The sequence below is a fragment of the Azospirillum sp. TSH58 genome, assembly GCF_003119115.1.
In the GTDB taxonomy this organism is placed as follows: domain Bacteria; phylum Pseudomonadota; class Alphaproteobacteria; order Azospirillales; family Azospirillaceae; genus Azospirillum.
This window is the reverse complement of record NZ_CP022367.1, coordinates 608,963-629,930: the sequence shown is the minus strand read 5'-3', so window position 1 is coordinate 629,930 and position 20,968 is coordinate 608,963. Positions and strand designations below refer to the sequence as shown.

23 protein-coding genes are annotated in these 20,968 nt (G+C 69.6%); 7 read left to right on the top strand and 16 right to left on the bottom strand.

The window, feature by feature from the left end; genetic code table 11:
* Positions 1–42: 42 nt before the first annotated feature.
* On the bottom strand, positions 43–2,646 hold the full coding sequence (locus TSH58p_RS24465; RefSeq protein ID WP_109072537.1) for a TIGR02302 family protein: 2,604 nt from the start codon (positions 2,644–2,646) through the stop codon (positions 43–45).
* A gap of 262 nt (positions 2,647–2,908) precedes the next feature.
* Here TSH58p_RS24465 and TSH58p_RS24460 point away from each other — a divergent pair, with 262 nt between their 5' ends.
* Positions 2,909–3,391 carry a hypothetical protein gene (locus TSH58p_RS24460; protein ID WP_109072536.1) on the top strand — a complete coding sequence of 161 codons (483 nt, stop codon included), beginning with the start codon at positions 2,909–2,911 and terminating at the stop codon, positions 3,389–3,391.
* Positions 3,392–3,442: 51 nt separating this feature from the next.
* Here TSH58p_RS24460 and TSH58p_RS24455 read toward each other — a convergent pair whose 3' ends face one another.
* From TSH58p_RS24455 to argH, 5 genes are all read right to left on the bottom strand, one after another.
* Complete coding sequence (locus TSH58p_RS24455; protein WP_109072535.1) at positions 3,443–3,862, bottom strand: bacteriohemerythrin; 420 nt, start codon at positions 3,860–3,862, stop codon at positions 3,443–3,445.
* Between the two features lie 103 nt (positions 3,863–3,965).
* The gene (locus tag TSH58p_RS24450; protein WP_109072534.1) at positions 3,966–4,478 is read right to left on the bottom strand and encodes a hypothetical protein; all 513 of its coding nucleotides are present in this window, start codon (positions 4,476–4,478) and stop codon (positions 3,966–3,968) included.
* 86 nt (positions 4,479–4,564) lie between these two features.
* Positions 4,565–5,830, bottom strand: a complete 1,266-nt coding sequence (gene lysA, locus TSH58p_RS24445) for a diaminopimelate decarboxylase (protein ID WP_109072533.1) — start codon at positions 5,828–5,830, stop codon at positions 4,565–4,567.
* A complete protein-coding gene (locus TSH58p_RS24440) occupies positions 5,827–6,012 on the bottom strand; it encodes a hypothetical protein (protein WP_109072532.1) in 186 nt (61 codons plus the stop codon). The genes lysA and TSH58p_RS24440 overlap by 4 nt, the downstream gene beginning before the upstream one ends.
* On the bottom strand, positions 6,009–7,451 hold the full coding sequence (argH, locus tag TSH58p_RS24435) for an argininosuccinate lyase (protein ID WP_109072531.1): 1,443 nt from the start codon (positions 7,449–7,451) through the stop codon (positions 6,009–6,011). Before argH ends, TSH58p_RS24440 begins: the two co-directional genes overlap by 4 nt.
* A 72-nt stretch (positions 7,452–7,523) precedes the next feature.
* Between argH and TSH58p_RS24430 the strand changes: the two genes are divergently transcribed.
* A complete protein-coding gene (locus tag TSH58p_RS24430; protein ID WP_247874286.1) occupies positions 7,524–8,150 on the top strand; it encodes a TlpA disulfide reductase family protein in 627 nt (208 codons plus the stop codon).
* A gap of 65 nt (positions 8,151–8,215) precedes the next feature.
* Positions 8,216–9,040: an alpha/beta hydrolase gene (locus TSH58p_RS24425; RefSeq protein ID WP_109072529.1), complete on the top strand. Its 825-nt coding sequence runs from the start codon at positions 8,216–8,218 to the stop codon at positions 9,038–9,040.
* A gap of 57 nt (positions 9,041–9,097) precedes the next feature.
* Here TSH58p_RS24425 and TSH58p_RS24420 read toward each other — a convergent pair whose 3' ends face one another.
* From TSH58p_RS24420 to TSH58p_RS24395, 6 genes are all read right to left on the bottom strand, one after another.
* Entirely contained in the window at positions 9,098–9,694 is a 597-nt protein-coding gene (locus TSH58p_RS24420) for a DUF4142 domain-containing protein (protein ID WP_109072528.1), read from the bottom strand.
* Positions 9,695–9,833: 139 nt separating this feature from the next.
* On the bottom strand, positions 9,834–10,712 hold the full coding sequence (locus TSH58p_RS24415; RefSeq protein WP_040134476.1) for a 3-hydroxybutyryl-CoA dehydrogenase: 879 nt from the start codon (positions 10,710–10,712) through the stop codon (positions 9,834–9,836).
* A 54-nt stretch (positions 10,713–10,766) separates the two neighbouring features.
* On the bottom strand, positions 10,767–11,705 hold the full coding sequence (locus TSH58p_RS24410) for an electron transfer flavoprotein subunit alpha/FixB family protein (RefSeq protein WP_109469528.1): 939 nt from the start codon (positions 11,703–11,705) through the stop codon (positions 10,767–10,769).
* A gap of 16 nt (positions 11,706–11,721) precedes the next feature.
* Positions 11,722–12,471 (bottom strand): electron transfer flavoprotein subunit beta/FixA family protein, encoded by a 750-nt coding sequence (locus TSH58p_RS24405; RefSeq protein WP_109469527.1) that lies wholly within the window; start codon positions 12,469–12,471, stop codon positions 11,722–11,724.
* Between the two features lie 145 nt (positions 12,472–12,616).
* Positions 12,617–13,186, bottom strand: coding sequence for a cob(I)yrinic acid a,c-diamide adenosyltransferase (locus tag TSH58p_RS24400; protein WP_109469526.1), 570 nt, complete (start codon positions 13,184–13,186; stop codon positions 12,617–12,619).
* 21 nt (positions 13,187–13,207) lie between these two features.
* Positions 13,208–13,402 carry a twin transmembrane helix small protein gene (locus TSH58p_RS24395; RefSeq protein WP_014197605.1) on the bottom strand — a complete coding sequence of 65 codons (195 nt, stop codon included), beginning with the start codon at positions 13,400–13,402 and terminating at the stop codon, positions 13,208–13,210.
* 143 nt (positions 13,403–13,545) lie between these two features.
* On the opposite strand from TSH58p_RS24395, the gene TSH58p_RS24390 reads away from it, so the two are divergent.
* Together TSH58p_RS24390 and TSH58p_RS24385 are read left to right on the top strand one after the other, a co-directional pair.
* Positions 13,546–14,994 (top strand): GH1 family beta-glucosidase, encoded by a 1,449-nt coding sequence (locus tag TSH58p_RS24390; RefSeq protein ID WP_109469525.1) that lies wholly within the window; start codon positions 13,546–13,548, stop codon positions 14,992–14,994.
* Positions 14,995–15,024: 30 nt separating this feature from the next.
* Positions 15,025–15,471, top strand: a complete 447-nt coding sequence (locus TSH58p_RS24385; protein ID WP_109469524.1) for a hypothetical protein — start codon at positions 15,025–15,027, stop codon at positions 15,469–15,471.
* A 7-nt stretch (positions 15,472–15,478) separates the two neighbouring features.
* Here TSH58p_RS24385 and TSH58p_RS24380 read toward each other — a convergent pair whose 3' ends face one another.
* On the bottom strand, positions 15,479–15,739 hold the full coding sequence (locus tag TSH58p_RS24380; protein WP_109469523.1) for a hypothetical protein: 261 nt from the start codon (positions 15,737–15,739) through the stop codon (positions 15,479–15,481).
* A 241-nt stretch (positions 15,740–15,980) separates the two neighbouring features.
* On the opposite strand from TSH58p_RS24380, the gene TSH58p_RS24375 reads away from it, so the two are divergent.
* Entirely contained in the window at positions 15,981–16,892 is a 912-nt protein-coding gene (locus tag TSH58p_RS24375) for a peptidoglycan-binding domain-containing protein (protein WP_109469614.1), read from the top strand.
* Positions 16,893–16,901: 9 nt separating this feature from the next.
* Here TSH58p_RS24375 and TSH58p_RS24370 read toward each other — a convergent pair whose 3' ends face one another.
* From TSH58p_RS24370 to TSH58p_RS24360, 3 genes are all read right to left on the bottom strand, one after another.
* Positions 16,902–17,144 carry a DUF1178 family protein gene (locus tag TSH58p_RS24370; protein ID WP_109469522.1) on the bottom strand — a complete coding sequence of 81 codons (243 nt, stop codon included), beginning with the start codon at positions 17,142–17,144 and terminating at the stop codon, positions 16,902–16,904.
* Between the two features lie 106 nt (positions 17,145–17,250).
* A complete protein-coding gene (gene nth / locus TSH58p_RS24365; RefSeq protein WP_109469521.1) occupies positions 17,251–17,943 on the bottom strand; it encodes an endonuclease III in 693 nt (230 codons plus the stop codon).
* Positions 17,944–18,130: 187 nt separating this feature from the next.
* Positions 18,131–19,537 carry a tetratricopeptide repeat protein gene (locus TSH58p_RS24360; protein ID WP_109469520.1) on the bottom strand — a complete coding sequence of 469 codons (1,407 nt, stop codon included), beginning with the start codon at positions 19,535–19,537 and terminating at the stop codon, positions 18,131–18,133.
* A gap of 147 nt (positions 19,538–19,684) precedes the next feature.
* Here TSH58p_RS24360 and TSH58p_RS24355 point away from each other — a divergent pair, with 147 nt between their 5' ends.
* Positions 19,685–20,926, top strand: a complete 1,242-nt coding sequence (locus TSH58p_RS24355; protein WP_247874322.1) for an ABC transporter substrate-binding protein — start codon at positions 19,685–19,687, stop codon at positions 20,924–20,926.
* Positions 20,927–20,968 lie beyond the last annotated feature (42 nt).

The following is a 20,968-nucleotide window of genomic DNA, read 5'->3' as shown; positions in this document are numbered from 1 at the left end:
AGCCGCCCGGTTCCCCCGGCTTAAAACTGCTTCAGCGGCCGGTCAGAACTGCTTCAGCAGGCGGTCGATGTACTCGCGCTCCATCTGCGGGCGGCCGTACTGGCCGGAGCGGCGGCGCAGCTCGTCGAGGATTTCGCGGGCGCGCTGGAGTTCGGCCTCCTCGGGGATCTTCACGTCCTCGTTGTTGTAGTTGCCGAAGCCGGAGGGGCGGCGGCCGAGCGGATCGCGGTTGCGGCCCTGGCCCTGGCGCTGCTGCGCCTGTCCGGGCTGCTGCCCGCTCATCGCCGGGCCCTGCTGCCCCATCATCTGCTGCATCATCTGCTCGGCCATGGCCTGCATGCCCTGCTGAAGCTCGTCCATCGCCTGGGTCTGCGGCGGAACGGCGGAGCCGGGCTGCCCCTGCTGGAGCGCTTGTCCGGCGTCGCGCATCGCCCGTTCGGCGCGGCCCAGCGGGCGCGGGATCTCGCCGCCCTGCTGCTCGCCCATGCGGCGCATCAGCTCGCCGAGCTGGCGGCGCAGCGCCTCCTGCTGTTCGGCCTGCTGCTGCATCAGCGGGCTGCCGGACTGACCCTGCTGGCCTTGCTGACCCTGCTGCGGACGGCCCTGGCGGTTGCGCGGCCCCTGCTGCTGGCCCTGCTGGCCGTCCTGCTGGCCCATCTGCTCCTGCGACTGGCGGAAGGTCTGGTCGAGCAGCTGCTGCTGCCGCTGCGTCAGCTCCTGAAGCTCGCGCATCATCTGCGCCGCCTCGTTCTGGCCCTGCTGCTGCATCTGGGCCATGGCGCCGTTGCGCATCTGCTCCATCATCTGCTGGAGCTGGGACAGCATCTGCCGCGCCGCGTCGCGGGCGCCGGTCTCGGCCATCTGCCGCATCTGTTCCATCATGCGCTGAAGGTCCTGGCGGTCCATCATCTGGTCGGCCATTTCCGGCGGCACCATGGGGATCTGCTCGCCGCGCTCCAGCGCCTCGCGCATCTGCTGCTCCATGGCGTCGAGGAACTTGTCGAGCGCCGCCTGAAGCTCGTCCATCAGCTTCTTCAGCTCCTGGTCGTCCGCGCCGCGCTCCAGCGCCTCGGCGAGGCGTTGCTCGGCGTCGCGCAGGTCGCGCTCGGCCAGCGACAGCCCGCCGTCCTCGATGCGCAGCGCGGTTTCCCAAAGCAGCTGCTGAACGGCGGGGACGGAGGCCCCCTCCTCGTCGAGCAGCAGGCGGTTCACCGCGGTGCGCATCGCCAGGAAGGCCACCAGATCGCCGCCGAACTGGCTGGGCCGGGAGGAAATCTCGGCCAGCGCGCGGGCCACTTCGATGCGGAGCTGCTGGGGCCGCAGGGTCAGCTTCTTGCGCTCCTCCACGATGGCGCGGGCGACGGGGTGGTTGAAGACGCGTTCAGGCAGGACCATCGCCACGTCCTCGGTGCTGCCGGTCTGGCCGGCGCCGTCGAGGGCGGTCAGGCGGATGGTGACGTTCAGCCCGGCCCAGGGATGGGCGGTGAGGTCGTGGAAGGCGGCGTTGCGCGCCTCGCGCGGGCGGACGCCGGGCAGGGCCAGCGGCAGCTCCAGCGGGCTGCGGTCGAGCGCCGGGGCCTCGCCCTCCGGCAGGTCCAGCCGGACGACGGCCTTGGCCTCGGCCAGCCCATAATCGTCCTGCGCGGTGTAGTCCAGCCGCAGCGCGCCGCGCTCGCCCTTGGCCGGGGGGCTGGCGTAGGCGATGGTCGGCGGGTTGTCCGGGATGATCCGGACGTTCCAGCCGCCCAGCAGGTTGGAGCCCTGGGTCACGGCGATGCGGTTGCCGTCCTCGATGGGCTGCTGGATCTGGAAGGTCGCGGAGTCCACGGCCTCGAAAGCGGTGGTCTTGCTGCCGGCCTCCAGCGACGGCGTGCCGCCGCCCCCGGTGACGCGGGCCAGCACGAGGCTGCCCTTGGGGACCGGAACGGGATCGGCGAGGCTCGGCGTGTGGGCGGGATTGGCCGACTTCAGGAAGACCGGCGGCAGGCCGGTGTATTCCGGCGGCGTCACCCAGAGGTCGAGCGTCGCGACGGTGGCCGTCGCCGTTCCGCCGAAATGCGGGGTGATTGCGGCGGTCAGGCGCGGCTTCCAGTCGCCCCAGGTCGCCCCGCCCGCGGCGATCAGCACCAGCGCCACCAGCGCCCGCAGGGCGTAGCGGTCCCGGGCGGCAAGCCCGTCGGACAGCGGCATGGCGACGCGCAGCCGCCGCATGGCGGCGCGCACCCGCTCCTGGTGCAGGCGCCACAGCTCCGCGGCGACGGGGTCGTTGCCGGCGGGCGTGTCGCGCAGGGCATGGAGGGGGCGGTGCGACAGGCCGCTGTCGCGCTCCAGCCGGCGGCGGGCGGCGTCCTCGTCCGGCAGGCGGAAGGCGCGCAGCCCGCGCCACCCCGTCCAGCCGATGGCAGCGGCGAACAGCAGCAGGACCAGGGCGTGCAGCCAGCCCGGCAGAAGCAGGAAGACGTTCAGCAGGGCCAAGGCCAGGAAGGCCCCGGCGATGGTGATGGGCGCCCAGAGCGCTGGCCACAGGCGTTCCCAGAGCAGGGCGGCGCGGGCCTGCCCCATGCGGAGGCGGGGCTCCCGCGGGGCGGGTGCGGGGGGCGCCTCCTTGCGCAGGGGGAAGCGGAACCCGTCCTTGCTGTCGCTCATGCCGCTCTCCCGTCAGGTCAGGCACCGGGCGGGAGGAGAAACCGCCGCCGGAACATCGTCAGGATATAGGCTCGGCTGCGCCGTCTGTCGCGGTCCGGCATGCCGGTTGGCTACCGAAACATCGGGCCATGTCCAAATTAAGGCAACCCGACGGATGGTAGAGGGGGAGCCCTTTCCAGTTCACGGCCGCGGAGGGTGGGACGTTCTCCAGAAGGCGAGGCGCAGCGCGCCCGTGCCACCGTGTCCGATCAGGAGCGTTTCCATGCCAAGCCCCAAGACATTCTCGACCGCGACCGCCGCCGGGGAACGATACACCCTCGACCCCAACAAGGCCGGACAGGTCCTTGTCTATCGGTTCGCCGACAAGGCGAAGGCGACCGACTGGAGGTCGCGCCGCCGGAACACCGTCGGCGGCGGCTTCGCCAAGCCCGGCGATTCGGCGTTGAACGACTGGGCGATCAAGCAAAGCTCGTTCGGCAGCCAATCCGAGAACTCGAACGACAACCCCTTCGTGTCCGTCGCCACGGATTACGAGACCCTCTATGTAAGAGCCGAGGGGTGGGTGAAGAAAATTCTCGAGACGGCCCCCGACCTGGACGTTTTCTCGGTGCCTTACGACAAGCTTTACCGGCCGTCACCGACAAAGCCGCTGTCGAAGGAGGAAACCGAGTGGCTTTACTATGATGGCGACGCCGAACTCGTGACTTATCTGCAGTCGTGGATGGCCAATCCCTACAAGAAATAGACGGCGCGCGGTCGCAACGTTTCGAGGGCCGGGCTGCGGCGGCCCGGCCGCTCAGGTCGTCGGGGCCGCCGCGCCGGCCTTTTCACCCCGCCCGTCGAGCCATTCGCCAAACCACTTGTCCATGACCAGGATATGGCCGCAGAGCCACATCTCGACGTAGCTCTGGAGGAACTGGACCTCCTCCAGATCGCGGGCGCCGGAGTCGGATTGCCGGCGGACGAAGTCGGCGAAGGTATCGTGCATCTTCTTGTGCTTGGCGTAGTCGGGGTAGCCGACCGCGTGCATCAGCCCTTCCTCGCGGCGGAAGTGATAGGCCGAGTAGTCGGCCAGTTCGCGCAGGAAGCGGTTGGCGGATTCCCGCGTTTCCCCCGCGGCGATCGCCGCGCTGAACTGGTTGAAGAGCTGAAAAAGCCGCTGGTGGTCTCCGTCCACCGCGCTCTGCCCGATGGCATAGGCCGCGTCCCACTCCATGATGTTCCCCGCCCGTTTCTCGAACGGGGAATCATACGCCTTATGGGTGGTTCTGTGCAGAGGTTATCGCACGTCCTTTTTTTGTGCTTCGACCCCCAAGGCCTCAGCCCTTGTGCCGGTCGGCCCACAGATAGACGTCGGCCTTGACGATTCCCGCGAACTCCGCGACGGCGCCGTAGGCCTGGGCGTCGATGCGGATGTCCTCCTGGTAATAGGCGAGGAAGCAGATGCGCCAATCGTTGGCGGGCTTCGCCAGGACGAGCTGGCGCAGTTTGGACGAACAGCCCGGCGGCCAGGCCCCGCCGGCCATCTGACGGTCCGGAGAGCGGTCCATGCAGGGGCTCTTGGTCAGCAGGATCTCGACGGTGTTGGGTTCCTGCCCGCCGTTCTGCGCGACATAGCCGGCCCAATTGACGATCAGCGCCTCCTCGGCGTGCGCCGCGCCGCCGCCCGGGACGGTGTTCTGCCCGTTGGGCAGGGAGTTGAGCGTCCAGAGGAGGGTGTCGTCCTCGTTCCAGCGCATGACCAGCGCGACGAGGTTGGGGTCCTGGGCGACGGCCAGGGCGATGTCGGCGACGGCGTCGCGAAAGGCGCCGTTGAGGCGGATGGACGTCATGGAAAGGGGCTCCCTTCGGGTTGGATGCCCCCTTCCTGACGGTCTTCGGCCGGCTCGCGTGAAGGGCCGGCTGCCGGTGCACCGGATCAGTCCTTCAGCCAGTCCGGCACGCGGTCCAGCGCCAGAAGCTCCTCCACCGGCACGCGCGGCCGGATGACCGAGAACCGGTCGCCGTTCACCAGCACCTCCGGGATCAGCGGGCGGGTGTTGTAGGTGGAGGACATGACCGCGCCATAGGCCCCCGCCGACAGGATCGCCACCAGATCGTCCGGGGCCATGGCCGGCAGCGCGCGCTGGAGCGCGAAGGTGTCGCCGCTCTCGCAGACCGGACCGACGACGTCGTAGGGCTCGGTGGCGGCGCCCCTGGCGGGCTCGGTCACCGGGACGATGCCGTGGTAGGCCTCGTAGAGGGTGGGGCGGATCAGGTCGTTCATCGCCGCGTCGATGATGACGAAACGGCGGTGCAGCCCCTGCTTCAGGTAGATCACCCGCGACACCAGGATGCCGGCGTTGCCGACCAGCGAGCGCCCCGGCTCCAGCGAGATGCGGCAGCCGAGGTTGCCGGTGATCGACTTCACCATGGCGGCGTAGTCGGCGATGTCCGGCGGCGCCTCGTGCTTGTAGACGATGCCCAGCCCGCCGCCGAGGTCGAGGCGGGTGATGTCGTGCCCGTCCTCGCGCAGGACGTGGAGCAGAGCCGCCACCCGCTCGTAGGCGGCGCGGAAGGGGGCGAGGTCGGTCAGCTGCGACCCGATGTGGACGGCGATGGCCACCGGCTTGATGCCCGGCAGCTTGGCGGCCTGGGCGTAGACCTCCCGCGCGTGGTCGTAGTCGACGCCGAACTTGTTCTCTTTCTTGCCGGTGGCGATCTTGGCGTGGGTCTTGGCGTCCACGTCCGGATTCACGCGGAAGGCGATGGGGGCGGTGACCCCCAGGCTGACCGCCACCTCCGACAGGGCCTCCACCTCCGGGATGGATTCCACGTTGATCTGGTGGATACCGGCCTCAAGCGCGGCGCGCATCTCCTCGCGCGTCTTGCCGACGCCGGAGAAGATGATCTTGCCAGCCGGGATGCCGCCGGCCAGCGCGCGGCGCATCTCGCCGCCCGACACCACGTCGGCGCCGGCGCCCAGCCGCGCGAAGGCGCGGATGACGGCGAGGTTGGAATTGGCCTTCACCGCGTAGCAGACGTCGGCGTCCTGCCCCGCGAAGGCCCCGGCGTAGGCGCTGTAATGCGCCTCCAGCGCCGCGGTGGAATAGCAGTAGAAGGGCGTGCCGACCTCCGCCGCGATGGTGGACAGCGGCACGGATTCGGCGTGCATCACGCCGTTGCGGTAGGCGAAGGCGCTCATGGGAAGCGGGCTCCGGAGGACGGCTGACCGGGCTTGGGGTCGGTCTTCGGGTTCGGGTAGACGCCGGGGAACTTGTCGGCGGCCTTGCCCTGCGGAGGATCGACGAAGCTCGGCTTCTTGCCGCAGCCAGCCAGAGTCAGAGCGACGGCGGCGGTCGCCAGGATCAGCAGCGGGCGCCTCACAGGAAGCGCTCCCGCGCCGCCTTGACGGCCTCGCGCACGCGGACGGGGGAAGCGCCGCCGAAGCTGCGCCGGCTGTCCAGCGACGCCTCGATGCTCAGCGCCGGGAAGACGGACCCGGTGATGCGCGGCTCGATGGCCTGCATCTCCTCCAGCGTCAGGGCGGTCAGCCCGACGCGCTTGTCCTCCGCCGCCTTCACGGCGCGCCCGGTGATGTGGTGCGCCTCGCGGAAGGGGATGTTCAGCTCCCGCACCAGCCAGTCGGCGAGGTCGGTGGCGTTGAGGAAGCCGCGGTCGGTCGCCTCGCGCAGCGCCGGCACGTTCGGCTGCATGTCGCGGACCATGCCTTCCATGGCGGCGATGCACAGGGCCAGCGTGTCGTCGGCCTCGAAGACCGGCTCCTTGTCCTCCTGCATGTCCTTGGAATAGGCCAGCGGCAGGCCCTTCATGGCGACCAGCAGGCTGTTCAGGCTGCCGATGACCCGCCCGGCCTTGGCGCGCACCAGCTCCGCCGCGTCCGGGTTCTTCTTCTGCGGCATGATGGAGGAGCCGGTGGTGAAGGCGTCCGTCAGCTTGATGAAGCGGAACTGGGCCGAGCACCACAGAACGATCTCCTCCGCGAAGCGCGAGAGGTGCATGCCGCAGATGCTGGCGGCGGCCAGATATTCCAGCGCGAAGTCGCGGTCGGACACGGCGTCCAGCGAGTTGGCGGTGGGCCGGTCGAAGCCCAGCGCCTCCGCCGTCATGAAGCGGTCGATGGGGTAGGGCGTGCCGGCCAGCGCGGCGGAGCCCAGCGGGCATTCGTTCAGCCGGGCGCGGGCGTCGCGCAGGCGGCCGCGGTCGCGCCCGAACATCTCCACATAGGCCAGCAGATGGTGGCCGAAGCTGATCGGCTGGGCGGCCTGGAGGTGGGTGAAGCCCGGCATCACCGTGTCGGTGTGCTTCTCCGCCAGATCGATGAGGGCGGCCTGGAGCGCCTTCAGCCCCTGGTCGGCGCGGTCGAGCGCGTCGCGCACCCACAGCTTGAAGTCGGTCGCCACCTGATCGTTGCGCGAGCGCCCGGTGTGCAGGCGCTTGGCCGGCTCGCCGATCAGTTCGGCTAGCCGGGCCTCCACGTTCATGTGGATGTCCTCCAGTTCCACCTTGAAGGTGAAGGCTCCGGAGTCGATCTCTTCCTTGACCCGGTCCAGCCCATCGCGGATGGCATCGGCGTCGGCCTGGGTTATGATGCCCTGGCGCGCCAGCATGGCGGCGTGGGCTTTCGACCCGGCGATGTCCTGGTCGGCCAGCCGCTTGTCGAAGCCGATGGAGGCGTTGATCTTCTCCATGATGGCGGCGGGACCGCGGGCGAAGCGGCCGCCCCACATCTGGCTGGCGGCCGGGGCCGAGCCGTCTTGGGTGGCGCGGTCTTGAGAGTTCGGCTTGGGCTGTTCGGCGCTCATGGCGGACACAATACGGATGGGAGGACGGGAAGCGTGAGTATGCGGACTTTGGCGGCCACCGCAATCTTTTGTGTGACGCTGGGCGGTGCCGGGCTGTGGATGGCGCTGGCCGGGCCGTCGGCCCCGCCGCCGCCCGCCGTGCTGACGCTGGACCAGCCGGCCAACCAGCCCGCGCCCGGAGCGACGGCGGTGGGGCTGGACAAGTTCCGCTACATGGAGCCGCTGAAGGCGGTGCCGGAGCTGCCCTTCCTGGACGGCGAGGGGCGCCGGGTGGACCTGTCGGAGTTCAAGGACCGGCTGGTCCTGCTGAACCTGTGGGCGACCTGGTGCGCCCCTTGCGTGAAGGAGATGCCGGCGCTCGACCGCCTGCAGGCGCAGCTGGGCGGGCCGGGCTTCCAGGTGGTGGCGCTGTCGGTGGACCGCGGCGGCAAGGATCAGGTGCAGCCCTTCTATCAGCGGACCGGGGTGAAGAACCTCGCCCTCTACCTCGACCCGTCGAGCGCCTCCATGCAGACGCTGAAGCTGCGCGGCCTGCCGACCACCCTGCTGGTGGACCAGGAGGGCCGCGAGCTTGGCCGCATCGAGGGCGCGGTGGAGTGGGATTCGCCGGAGGTCATCGCCTTCCTGCGCAAGCACATGGGCCACGGCGGCGGCCCCAACCGCGACAGCCGCGGCGGCGTGGTGCGGACGGGCGGATGAGCGGCCAGCCTTTGCTGTGACCGTGCGTCTCGGTTCGGTCTTTCCCCTCAGCCCACCGGAGCCGGATGAAAATACTGATCGCGATCTTGGCCGTTGGGGCGACGCTTTACGCAATGGTCCTGCTGCTGGCTTATGTCTTCCAGGATCGTTTGATCTTTCCGGCCATTCCGCTCGCCCAGAGGCCGGAGGAGGTCGGCGTGGGCGACATGGCGGTGGTGTCCGTGCGCACCCGCGATGGGCTCGACCTGCTGGGCTGGCACAAGGCGCCGGCTGCGTTGGGGAAGCCGACGCTTCTGCTGTTCCACGGCAATGGCGAGACGGTGGCGTGGAACGGTCATATCGCCCGTGCGCTGATCGATGCGGGGTACGGCGTGTTCATGGCGGAGTACCGCGGCTACGGCGGAAATCCCGGAAAGCCGAGCGAGGCCGGTCTGTATGAGGACGGGCGGGCGGCGATGGATTTCCTGGAGGCTGCGGGCGCGCGGGTGGTCTTGCACGGCTATTCGCTGGGAAGCGGTGTTGCTGTCCAGCTTGCGACGGAACGGCGCGTCGAGGCCGTGATCCTTGCCGCCCCTTACACCAGCATCGCGGACATCGGTGGCCGGCTGCTGCCCATCCTGCCGGTGCGTTCGATGATCCGCCACCCATTCGACAGTTTTTCAAAGATTGGACAAATAAAGGCCCCATTGCTTATCTATCATGGCACCATCGATCGGGTGATTCCTGCGGACCACTCCGAACGCTTGCTTGCAACCGCAAGCGCTCCCAAAAAATTCATTGCCCTTGAAGGTGCCGATCACGTCGGTCTCTGGAATTCCGGCGGCGACCGGGCGGTTCTGACATTCTTGGAAGAATTGTCGTCCTTGACCAGCGCACGCGCAGGCGATTGAGCCGGGGCCACCGAATCGGCGGGTCGCCGGCACCGTGCGGCATCGGGTGGCGCGAGCTTACTGGGACGACCCGGACGTTCCCGGAGAAAGATCTTCCGGTGGCGCCTGGGACTGCGGCGGGGCCGGGCCGCGCGCCAGTTCGGCCATGATGCCCCGCGCCTCCTCGAAATGGCTGTGCAGCATGGGCAGGGCGTCGCGGGCGAAGTCGCCGGTCTCGCCGCCGCGCTCGGCCTGGGCCTCGTACAGCTTGATGGCGCGGGCGTGGGTCTCCTCCTCCGCGGCCATGTAGCGGCGGTCGAAGGCGCCCTCCGGCGTGTCGCGCAGGCTGGACATGTGGGCGCGGGCGGACAGGCTCAACTCGCGCGGGATGGGGATGCCGTGGCGCATCGCCATGCCGGCCAGCCGGTCGGTCTTCAGCCCGTGGTCGTCGGCCATGCGGCGGGCGAAGCGGCGGACCGGCTCCGTCTCCGCCCGGTCCTGGGCCAGCTTGCCCAGCGTCTGCTCGGCCATGCCGTCGGCCAGCGCCTCGGCGATGAAATTGCGCTCCTGCCGGGATAAGGCGGAGGCGTAGGCCGGGGCTGAGCCCGGCGCCTGCGCCAGGACCGGGCCGGAGAGACAGGTCACCAGCATCGCCGTCAGGAAGCCGCGCCGCATCGCCCCTGTCCTTTCCGCTGTTCTCTCAGATCCCCTGCGGGACGAACAGAGCGCAAGCGCAGCGGTTCCGCACAAGCACGAAGCCCGCCCCGGTTTCCCAGGGCGGGCTTCGTTTCAGCATCCGTTCGGAACCGCCGCGTCAGCGGGTCGGGACCGGCGGGTTCTTGGAGTAGTCGTAGAAGCCGCGGCCGACCTTGCGGCCGACCCAGCCGGCTTCGACATACTTCACCAGCAGCGGGCAGGGGCGGTACTTGCTGTCGGCCAGCCCCTCGTAGAGGACCTGCATGACCGCCAGACAGGTGTCCAGGCCGATGAAGTCCGCCAGTTCCAGCGGGCCCATCGGGTGGTTGGCGCCCAGCTTCAGCGCCGTGTCGATGGCCTGGACGCCGCCCACGCCCTCATAGAGGGTGTAGACCGCCTCGTTGATCATCGGCAGCAGGATGCGGTTGACGATGAAGGCCGGGAAGTCCTCAGCCACCGCCGCGGTCTTGCCGATGTTCGCCGTCAGCTCGGCAATCGCGTTGAAGGTCGCCTCGTCCGTCGCGATGCCGCGGATCAGCTCGACGAGCTGCATCACCGGCACCGGGTTCATGAAATGCATGCCCATGAACTTGGACGGACGGTCCGTCGAGGCCGCGAGGCGGGTGATCGAGATCGACGAGGTGTTCGTCGCGATCAGCGCCTCGGGCTTCAGGTTCGGGACCAGCTTCTTGAAGATCTCGCGCTTGAGCGCTTCGTTCTCCGTCGCGGCCTCGACCACGAGATCGGCGTCATGGAACACGGACAGGTCGGACCCGGTGGAGATGCGGGCGATCGCCGCCGTCTTGTCGGCCTCCGTCAGCTTCCCCTTCTGAACCTGACGGTCCATGTTCTTGGAGATGGCGGCCACCGACTTCTGCAGAATCTCCGCGCTGATATCGGAGATGACGACCTCGTACCCCGCCTGCGCGCAGACGTGGGCGATGCCGCTGCCCATCTGGCCGGCACCGATGATGCCAATCTTCTTGATCGTGGACATATGAGCTTTCCCGCTTGTCTTTGGCCCGCTGGTCTTCCGAAGAGGACTGGCCGATTACGCCTTGTCCAGCTCGGCCGTCAGCTCCGGCACCGCCTTGAACAGGTCGGCGACGAGGCCGTAGTCGGCGACCTGGAAGATCGGCGCCTCCTCGTCCTTGTTGATGGCGACGATGACCTTGCTGTCCTTCATGCCGGCGAGGTGCTGGATGGCACCGGAGATGCCGACGGCGATGTACAGCTCGGGCGCCACGATCTTGCCGGTCTGGCCGACCTGATAGTCGTTTGGCACGAAGCCGGCGTCCACCGCCGCGCGGCTGGCGCCGACCGCCGCACCGAGCTTGTCGGCCAGCGCTTCCAGAAGCTTGAAGTTGTCGCCCGACTGCATGCCGCGGCCGCCCGACACCACGATCTTGGCCTGGGTCAGCTCCGGACGCTCCGACTTCGTCAGCTCCTGGCCGACGAACTTGGCCGAACCGGCGTCGCCCGTCCCGGCGATGCTCTCCACCGTCGCCGAGCCGCCCGTGGCGGCGGCCGCCTCGAAGGCGGTGGTGCGCACCGTGACGACCTTGATCGGGTCGGCGGACTTCACCGTGGCGATGGCGTTGCCGGCGTAGATCGGCCGCTCGAAGGTGTCGGCGGAGACCACCCCGGTGATGTCGGAGATCGCCGCGACGTCGAGCAGGGCGGCGACGCGCGGCAGCAGGTTCTTGCCCTCCGACGAGGCGGCGGCCAGCACATGGCCGTAGCCCTTGGCCAGCCCGACGACCAGCGGAGAGATATTCTCCGGCAGCGGGTGGGCGTAGGCCGCGTCGTCGGCCAGCAGCACCTTGGACACGCCGGCCACCTTGGCGGCGGCCTCGGCGACGGCCTGGGCGCCCTGGCCGGCGACCAGAACGTGGATGTCGCCACCAATCTTGGCGGCGGCGCTGACTGCGTTCAGCGTGGCGGCCTTCAGCGCGGCGTTGTCGTGTTCGGCGATGACGAGAATGGACATGTGATCACTTTCCCTATCAGATCGCGCGGGCTTCGTTCTTCAGCTTGTCGACCAGGGCGGCCACGTCGGCGACCTTGACGCCGGCCTTGCGCTTGGCCGGCTCGGCGACCTTGAGCGTGGTCAGGCGCGGCGCCACGTCGACACCCAGCGCGTCGGGAGCCAGCGTCTCGATGGGCTTCTTCTTGGCCTTCATGATGTTGGGCAGCGAGGCGTAGCGCGGCTCGTTGAGGCGCAGGTCCGCGGTGACCACCGCCGGCAGCGTCAACTCCACCGTCTCCAGGCCGCCGTCGATCTCGCGGGTCACGGTGACCGAGCCCTCGCCCGGCACGACCTTGGAGGCGAAGGTGCCCTGCGGCCAGCCCAACAGGGCGGCGAGCATCTGGCCGGTCTGGTTGCAGTCGTCGTCGATCGCCTGCTTGCCGAGGATGACCAGGGTCGGTCCCTCCTTGTCGACCAGCGCCTTGAGCACCTTGGCGACGGCCAGGGGCTGCGTCTCGGCGTCGGTCTGGACCAGGATGCCGCGGTCGGCGCCCATGGCGAGGCCGGTGCGCAGGGTCTCCTGCGCGGCCGTCGGGCCGACGGTGACCACGATGACTTCGGTCGCCTTGCCGGCTTCCTTGAGGCGGACGGCCTCTTCGACGGCGATCTCGTCGAAGGGGTTCATGCTCATCTTCACGTTGGCGGTCTCAACGCCGGAACCGTCCGCCTTGACGCGGATCTTGACGTTGTAATCGACCACCCGCTTGACCGGGACGAGGACCTTCATATCCCACCCTTTTCTTGAATTATGCAGGCGCACCTTCGCCGCTGGCGCCGAATCGGGCAGCTTGTGACAGCGCTGCGACCATAGGAGTTGACGTTTTGGCTGTCAACGCCGCCTACGCCGCAAGCGCGAAGGAGGCGGAATTGCATCAACGGTTTGCGCCCGGCACCCACAGCACGTCGGACGCTCCGTTCGCGTTCAGTTTGCGGCCCAGCACGAACAGGTGGTCGGACAGGCGGTTGGCGTATTTCACCGCCGCCGGGTTGACCGGTTCCACCTCCGCCAGCTCGGTCATCAGCCGCTCGGCGCGGCGCACCACGGTGCGCGCCAGATGCAGATGCGCCGCCGCCGGCGAGCCGCCGGGCAGAATGAAGGAGGTGAGCGGGGCGAGGTCGGCGTTCATCGCGTCGATCTCCGCCTCCAGCCGGTCCACCTGCGACTCCAGGATGCGCAGCGGCGGGTAGGCCGGGTCCTCCGCCTCCGGGGTGCAGAGGTCGGCGCCCAGATCGAACAGGTCGTTCTGGATGCGCGACAGCATGGCGTCGGTCTCCGGCTGGGCCGCGGTGTGCAGGCGGACCAGCCCGATGACGGCGTTCGCCTCGTCCACCGTGCCGTAGGCGGCGACGCGCGGGTCGTGCTTGGGCACGCGGCGCCCGTCGCCGAGCGAGGTCTGGCCGCGGTCCCCGCCGCGGGTGTAGATGCGGGTCAGCTTGACCATGATTCCTGCGGGTATCCTCAATCAGCCGTGGGTCAGGATGGCGAGCAGGAACAGCACCAGCGCCACCCCCTGGAGCGCCACGCGCATCCGCATCGCCCGGTTCGATTTGCGCGAATCGCCCTGTCCGCCGCGCGCCATGAAAAACAGCCCGGAGAACAGCGACGCCACGACGAGTCCGAGCGCCACGATCAGCAGAAACATGACGAGTCCGTTCATGGCGCCATAATACCCCACGGTCCAGGTTACGCCTACACCGGCCAAACCGGTTACACGGGCATTCCGATGCGAGGCGCCTGTTGCGCTGACGCCCGGTCTTCTTACATTGTCGCGGACGACCCGGACGGCGAGAGGAATTCGGTATGCGGCGGCGGAGTTTCCTGAAGGCGGCGGCGGCCACCGGGCTGGCGGCCTCGGCCGGGGCCTTTCTGACCACGCGCCGCGCCGCGGTGGCCCAGCCGTCGGAAGTGCTGGCCGCCTTCCCCGACCAGTTCGTCTGGGGCGCCTCGACCTCCTCCTACCAGATCGAGGGGGCGGTGACCGCGGGCGGGCGCGGCCCCAGCGTGTGGGACACCTTCAGCCATTCCTTCGGCAAGGTGGCGAACGGCGACACCGGCGACGTGGCCTGCGACCATTACAACCGCTACGCCGAGGACGTGGACCTCATGGCGAAGGCGGGGATGAACGCCTACCGATTCTCCGTCGCCTGGCCGCGCGTCCAGCCGACCGGGACCGGAGCCGCCAACGCGGAGGGGCTGGACTTCTACGACCGGCTGACCGACGCGCTGCTGGCCAAGGGCATCGCCCCCTGGCCCTGCCTGTACCATTGGGACCTGCCCCAGGCGCTTCAGGACCGCGGCGGCTGGACCAACCGGGACATCGCCGGCTGGTTCACCGACTACGCCCAGCTCGTCGCCGCGCGACTCGGCGACCGGGCCAAGCATTGGTCCATGCTGAACGAGCCGTCCGTCCACGCCATCTTCGGCCACGGGTTGGGCGGGCACGCGCCGGGGATGACCGGCAAGGACAATTACTTCAAGGCGATCCACCACCAGAATCTCGCCCAGGGCATGGCTCTGAAAGCGCTGCGGGCGGCCGGCGGCGGCAAGGGCTGGCAGCTCGGCACCGTGCTGTCGCTCCAGCCGGTCTGGCCGGTCGGCGGGCTGGACGCCAATTACGCGGCCTCGCTGATGTGGGACGCGGTGTGGAACCGCGCCTGCCTCGACCCGCTGCTGCGCGGGGAGTATCCGGAGCTTCTGCGCGACGGCTTCGCCCCGCTGGTCAAGGCCGGCGACCTGGAGGCGATCCGCCAGCCCATCGACTTCCTGGGCATCAACTACTACAGCCGGATGCACCAGCAGCCGGACCCGGCGGGCCTGTTCGGCACCGGCTACGGCTCCCCGCCGGAGGGCACGCCGACGACCGGGATGGGCTGGCCGGTGGAGCCCGACGGCATCGCGGAGATCCTGATCGAGCTGAAGCAGGAGTACGGCAACCCGCCGGTCTATGTGATGGAGAACGGCGCCGCCTATCCCGAGCAGACCGGGCCGAAGGGCTTCGTCCAGGACAACGACCGCATCAGCTACCTGCGCCGCCACATGCTGGCCGGTCATCAGGCGCTGGAGGAGGGGGTCGACCTGCGCGGCTGGTTCGTCTGGAGCCTGCTGGACAATTTCGAGTGGGCCGAGGGCTACCAGCGCCGTTTCGGCCTGATCGAGGTGGACCGCCAGACCCTGGAGCGCCGTCCCAAGGCCAGCTACCGCTGGTACGCCGACGTGATCCGCAAGAAGGGCGTTCCGACTTCGGCGTAAGCGGCCGGTGCAAGGTATGGGACCGCGATCATGGCGCCTGTTTCCGCCGCCCAGCCGACGCGCTTCGCCATCCAGAAGGCGCGCGGCAAGGGCTGGAAGACATTGGAGGTCGGAGAGGATCTCGACCACGCCCGCGCCCGCTTCAACCTGATGGTGCGGGTGAACCCGCGCGCCTATTTCCGCCTGATCCAGCTCGACCACAACGCCGGCGCCGGCGGCGACGGGATGGAGTTCAACTGGAAGCTCATCGAACTGCACGACCCCAACCAGGGGGGAGCGGCCGGGACGGGGCGCCCGCCCGCTCCGGCGAGGCCGGCGCCCCGCGCCGCCGCCAGGGGAGCGGCCATGGGCGCGGCCGGGGCGCCGCGGCGGCGGGAGAAGGTGCCGCTGCCGCTCCGCTTCTACGCCGCGGTGGTGCTGGCCGGGGTGCTGATCGGCGGCCTGCTCTATCTGCGCTACGGCCTGCCGGGGCCGTGAGGCCGGCTCAATCGTCGGCCATGTAGCCCTTGCGGCGCATGCACAGGGCGAAGATTTCCTTGCGGTAGCGGAATTGCGGCGTTTCCGGCAGCGGGCGGTAGGGATAGCCGCGCAGCCGCATGGTGTTGTCCACCTGCTCGGTGCACTCGTCGTAGGCGGCGGTCGCCGTGGTTTCCGTGGCCGTCCATTCCCGGTAGGCCGGGGTGCTGCCGCAGGCCGCCAGCATCAGCGTTCCGCCCGCCAGGATCGCGTGTCTCAGAGTCGCCATGCCATGGCCTCCCACAAAACGCCTCGACCGATCTATACCACGTTTTTGCGCGCGCATCGGTCAACGGATGGGGAATCCGCCGGTCCTTCCGGGGGCGGCGAGGGGAGGGGGGACCTGATGCCGCCGCAACGCAGGCGCACAAAAATCGCGCCCGGAAATCCGCCGCAATCTGGTAACACGGTCGCTCATCCACGATAGTGGATAGGCGATGGTCGGTTGGCGTCTCGGACGGAGGATGGTCATGACGGGTGGTTCGCACCGCGCGCGCCGCGCGGTCGCGTTGGCTGTGGTGGGGCCGGTTCTGGCGGCTGGGCTGCTGGCGGGCGCTCCGGCTCGGGCGCAATCGACGGCGGACATCCAATGGGCCCAGACCATCCTGAAGGACAAGGGCTACAACATCGGCGGGCGGGCCAACGGCCAGATGCACGCCGAGACGAAGGCGGCGCTCGGCAAGTACCAGGCCGCCCACGGACTGCCGGTGACCAACCAGCTCGACAAGGCGACCATCGCCAAGATGATGGGCGAACGGGAGGGCAAGGCTCCCGCGACGGTCGGGAACCTCGCCCAGCAGAAGGTCGGCGGCGGCGGCCCCGGTCAGGCACCGCGCGAGCCGCAGCGCGAGGTGGTGCCCCGCGCCGCTCCCACCCAGCGGATCGACAGCGGGACGGGCAGCGTCGGCGGCGGCGCGCAGTTCAGCGCCGGCCCGCCCGTGACCAGCGGCGCTCCTTCGTCGGGCGGCCCCTCCAGCGCCCCCGCTTCGGCGGCCCCCGGCGTTTCCGCCACGGCGTCCTCGCAGGGACACGGGCAGGGACCGGTGCCGCAGGCCGCGCCGCGGGCCAGCGTCACCGCGACCACCCCGTCCGGGCAGCCGGTTCCGGTGGTCGAACCGGCGGCGGACAGCGGGTCGATGCTGCCCGGCTGGGCGGCCAACGGCGCCCGCTACGGGGTGATGGGCGTGATCGGGGCGACGGTGCTGGGCATCGGCTTCGCGTGGTGGCGCAGCGGGCGGGCCAACGCCGCGCGGCCGTCGCCGCGCGACGACGGTCCGCGCGAGCAGCGCCGCGAGCCGAGCTTCGGCAGCGGCCGCCGCCGGGAGGAGCTGACCACCGGCGCCCTGCCGCCGCTGAGCAGCGGCGGGCGCGGACGGCGGTAGGCGGCCGCCTCAGGCCATTTGCGACATCGGGCACATGGCGTTGCCGCAGCCGGACGGGTTGCAGGCGGGCATCGGCGCGGGTGACGGCTTCGACGCGCCGACGCGCGGCGCCATGATCGCCTTCGACACCTCGGTCCCGCCGCAGGACGGGCAGGGCAGGCCGTCGGCCTTGCGGGTGTCGTAATCGGCCATATTCCTGAACCATTGTTCGAATTCATGGCCGCAGGCGCAGCGCAGAGCGTACAGGATCATCAGCGGTCTTCCTTGGATCGTCCTTGGGCGGGGCGGTTGCCGGACAGAAGGACGGATTCCGGAAAAACGGCGCGATGATCTGCATCAAAGCCGGTGCCGCGGAGCTTCAGCGGTGGGTCGTCACCCCCACCTGCCGGCACATGGACAGCATGGCGCAGGTCGAGCAGCGCGGGCGGTCGCCGGTGCAGATCCATTTGCCGAAGGGCACCAGCCGCTCGTTGATCTCCACCCAGTAGTGGCGGGGCAGAAGCTCCATCAGCGCGACCATGGTGCGCTCCGGCGTCGGGGCGGCGACGAAGCCCCAGCGGTTGACGATGCGGTGCACATGCACGTCCACCGCCACCGCCGGAATGCCGAATCCGACCGCCAGCGTCAGCGCCGCGATCTTCGGACCGACTCCATGGAAGGCCATCAGGAGGTCCGGCGTGTCGGGGACCACCCCGCCATGCTCCGTGATGATGCGGCGGGACAGCGCTCGGATGTCGCGGGCCTTCGGCTCCGGAAAGGTCGCGCCGTCGAGCAGGCGGGTCAGCTCCTCCGGCGTCAGGGCGACCATCTGTTGCGGCGTGCGCGCCACCGCGAACAGCCGCTCGCACACCAGGATGGTCGTCTCGTCGCGCGTCCGCGCCGAGATCAGGCTGCCGACCAGCTGCTCGAAGGGGCTGCCGTAGCCGCGGTCGCGCAGCGCGAACATGGCGGCCTTCGGGCGTCCGGCCACGGCCCGGCGCAGGCGCCGGAACGCCTCGTCGATGTCGAAGGGGTCCTTGTCGGCGAGGGGGGGCGCGGAGCGCAGGGGCATGATCGGTCGCTGGCGTGATGAAGGGAGCCACACCGAAACAGCGGGCGGGGCGGGGTTGCTCCCCATTTCCTTTGCGAAGCGGCCCGGTTTCAACGCATTAGCGTATTTTAATGTAGAAGGGTCCGGGGCATGGTCACGACGGCGTTCGGCCGGTTCGCCATGAACCCGGCCCGCTGGCCGGCTGCTCCTATCCGGCGCTGGAGAACAGCGGGCGGCGCAGGCGCCCGGCGGCGATCTCGGCGCGCAGCGCGTCGGCGTCCATGGCCTGGATGCGCTCCAGCTCCGCCTTGTTGGCGTCGATGAAGGGATTCCGGTCGGTGGAGTTCTCGGGCCGCGCGTGCTCCAGATGGTAGAGCGGCCCGGGAACCCGCTCGACCCGCAGGCCGAGACGGCGCAGCCGTTCGACGATCTCGTCGTCCTCGTACCCCCAGGAGACGAAGCGCTCGTTGTAGCCCCCGGCGGCCAGCAGCGCCGCCCGGTCGAAGAAGGCGCCGCCGCCCGGCGAGTTGCGGTGCATCAGCGGGAAGCGCGGGCAGACCGCGTTCAGCGGAGCCGCCGACAACGTGTGGCCGAAGCGATGGACCTCCCGCCCGAGAATCCAGAAGAACAGCCCGTTGTAGGGAAAGGCCATGGCCGCCCCGCCGCGCACCGCGTCGCGGGCCAAGGCATATTGCACGGGATCGACCACGACGTCGGTGTCGTGCAGGGCGACGATGGGGGTGTCCGCCGCCTCGACCATGCGGTTGAGCAGGTGGGCCTTGTGGGTGAAGGGCGTGTCGTTGCCGGTCAGCTGCAGGTGCCGGCAGCGGGCGGCCAGCTCCGGTCCCAGCGCGTCGGCGACGTCGCTCGGTCCCGCCTTGTCCTCGCCGATCAGGACCGTGGTGTTGGCGTGCTTGAGGATGAAGGAGGCGATCCAGCGTAGGTTGCGTTTGCGGTCGGCGCTGTCGGCGCGGAAGGGGACCAGGACGGTGACGTCGCGCAGGTCCAGCCGCCCGCCCGGCCCGGCCCTGTCGAGGATCGCCCGGCGGGCGCGGTAGGCCGCGGCCTGCGCCGCCAGCCGCTCCCGCGATCCCTCGTCCCGCGGGTCGATGGCGAGCGCCATCTCGTAGAAGGACACGGCGGCGCCGGGGCGGCCGAGATCGGCCTCGATGTCGCCCTTCTGCCGCCAGCCGGGGACGAAATGCGGGTGGCGGTTCAGCAGCGCGTCCAGCACGTCCAGCGCCTCGCCGATGCGGCCGATGGCCTGCAGGGCCTCGCTCAGGTGGTATTCGGCGTCGGGAAAGTCGGGGCGCAGCGCCAGGGCCCGGCGGTAGGCGGCGATCGCCTCCTCGGTCCGCAGGGCGACATGGAGCAGGGCACCCAGGTTGAAGTGCGCGTCGGCGTCCCCGCCGTCCCGTTCCACCGAACGGGCGATCATCGCCATGCCGCGCTCGCGGTCGCCGTCGAGCGCGGCGAGCAGGCCCAGCCGGTGCAGGGCCTCCGGGTTGTCGGGATCGGCGTCCAGGATCCGCCCGTACAGGTCCCCCGCCTCCGCCGCGCGTCCGGCCTTCAGATGGTCGAGCGCGATGCCCAGCGCCTCCTCGATGGTCGCCATTCGGTGGGGTCCGTCTCGTCCGTGTGTCGCCTTCCGGTGGATTCCACTTTGACACAAAGGCAATTGCGGGGAAATCATCCGCTCCGGGACCATGCCTCAGGGAAACACCCGATAATGAACGATCATCGCATCAGCAAGAATGGGTCCATGGGAGGACTCACCCGCCGTCAGTTCGGCACCGCCGCGGCCTCGGTCGCCCTCTCGGCCGGCGCGCTCGCCGCCTTCGGCCGGGCGCCGGCCTTCGCGCAGGGCGCCGCGCTGAAGGTGGGTGTTCTGCTGCCCCGCTCCGGCCTGCTCGCCCAGGCAGGCCAGGCCTGCCAGCGCGGCGCCGAGATCGCGCCGGCCATCCTCGGCGAACTCGGCTACAAGGTCGAGATCCTCTCCGCCGACACCGAATCGAACGTCGACGTCGCCCGCTCGCGCGCCGAGAAGCTGATCAACGACGGCGCCAACGTCATCGTCGGCGCCTTCGACAGCGGCCAGACCGCCGCCGCGGCGCAGGTCTGCGAGCAGCGCGGCGTCCCGCTGGTGATGAACATCGCCGCCGCCGACCGCCTGACCGAGCAGGGCTACAAGACCGTCTTCCGCAACTTCCCGACCTCCACCATGCTCGTCACCAACGGGCTGGCGCTGATGAAGGACCTGTTCGCGGTCAGCGGCGTCACCCCGAAGACGGCGGTGTTCCTGCACGCCAACGACACCTTCGGCATGGCGAACAAGCAGGCGATGGACGCCCTGTTCCCGAAGCTGGACATGCCCTTCGGCATCGTCGACAGCATCTCCTACGACCCCAAGGCCCAGGATCTCGCGGTCGAGGTGGCCAAGGCCAAGGCGACGGGCGCCGAACTCGCCATCGTCACCACCCGCGCCAACGACGCCATCATGCTGGTGCGCGAGATGGTCAAGCAGCGGTGGGAGCCCAAGGGCATCGTCTCCCCCGGCTCGCCCGGCCTGTATGACGAGCAGTTCTACAAGGTGCTGGGCAAGTACGCCGACTACGCCATCACCAACCTGCCCTGGTACGACCCCAAGGCGGAGCTGACCAAGCGCGTCGAGGCGGCTTTCAAGAAGCAGTATCCCAACGACCGCTTCGAGGGCTACGCCTTCAACGTCGCCTTCACGCTGGAAGCCATCCTGGTCGCCGCCGACGCCTTCAAGCGCGCCGGAACCGCGGAGCCGGCCACCCTGCTGGAGGCGCTGCGCCAGACCAACCTGAAGGACAAGATGATGGTCGGCCCGGCCATCACCTTCGACGAGAAGGGGCAGAACACCCAGCTCGTCTCGGCCTGCCTGCAGAACCGCAACCTGCGCCCGACGGTCGTCCTGCCCAAGGACTCGGCGGAGATGGACCCGGTGTTCCCGATGCCGGGCTGGGGCAAGCGCGCCTGATCGGGAGTGTGCGGGACGGGAGGGGACGCGGTCACAAGGAGC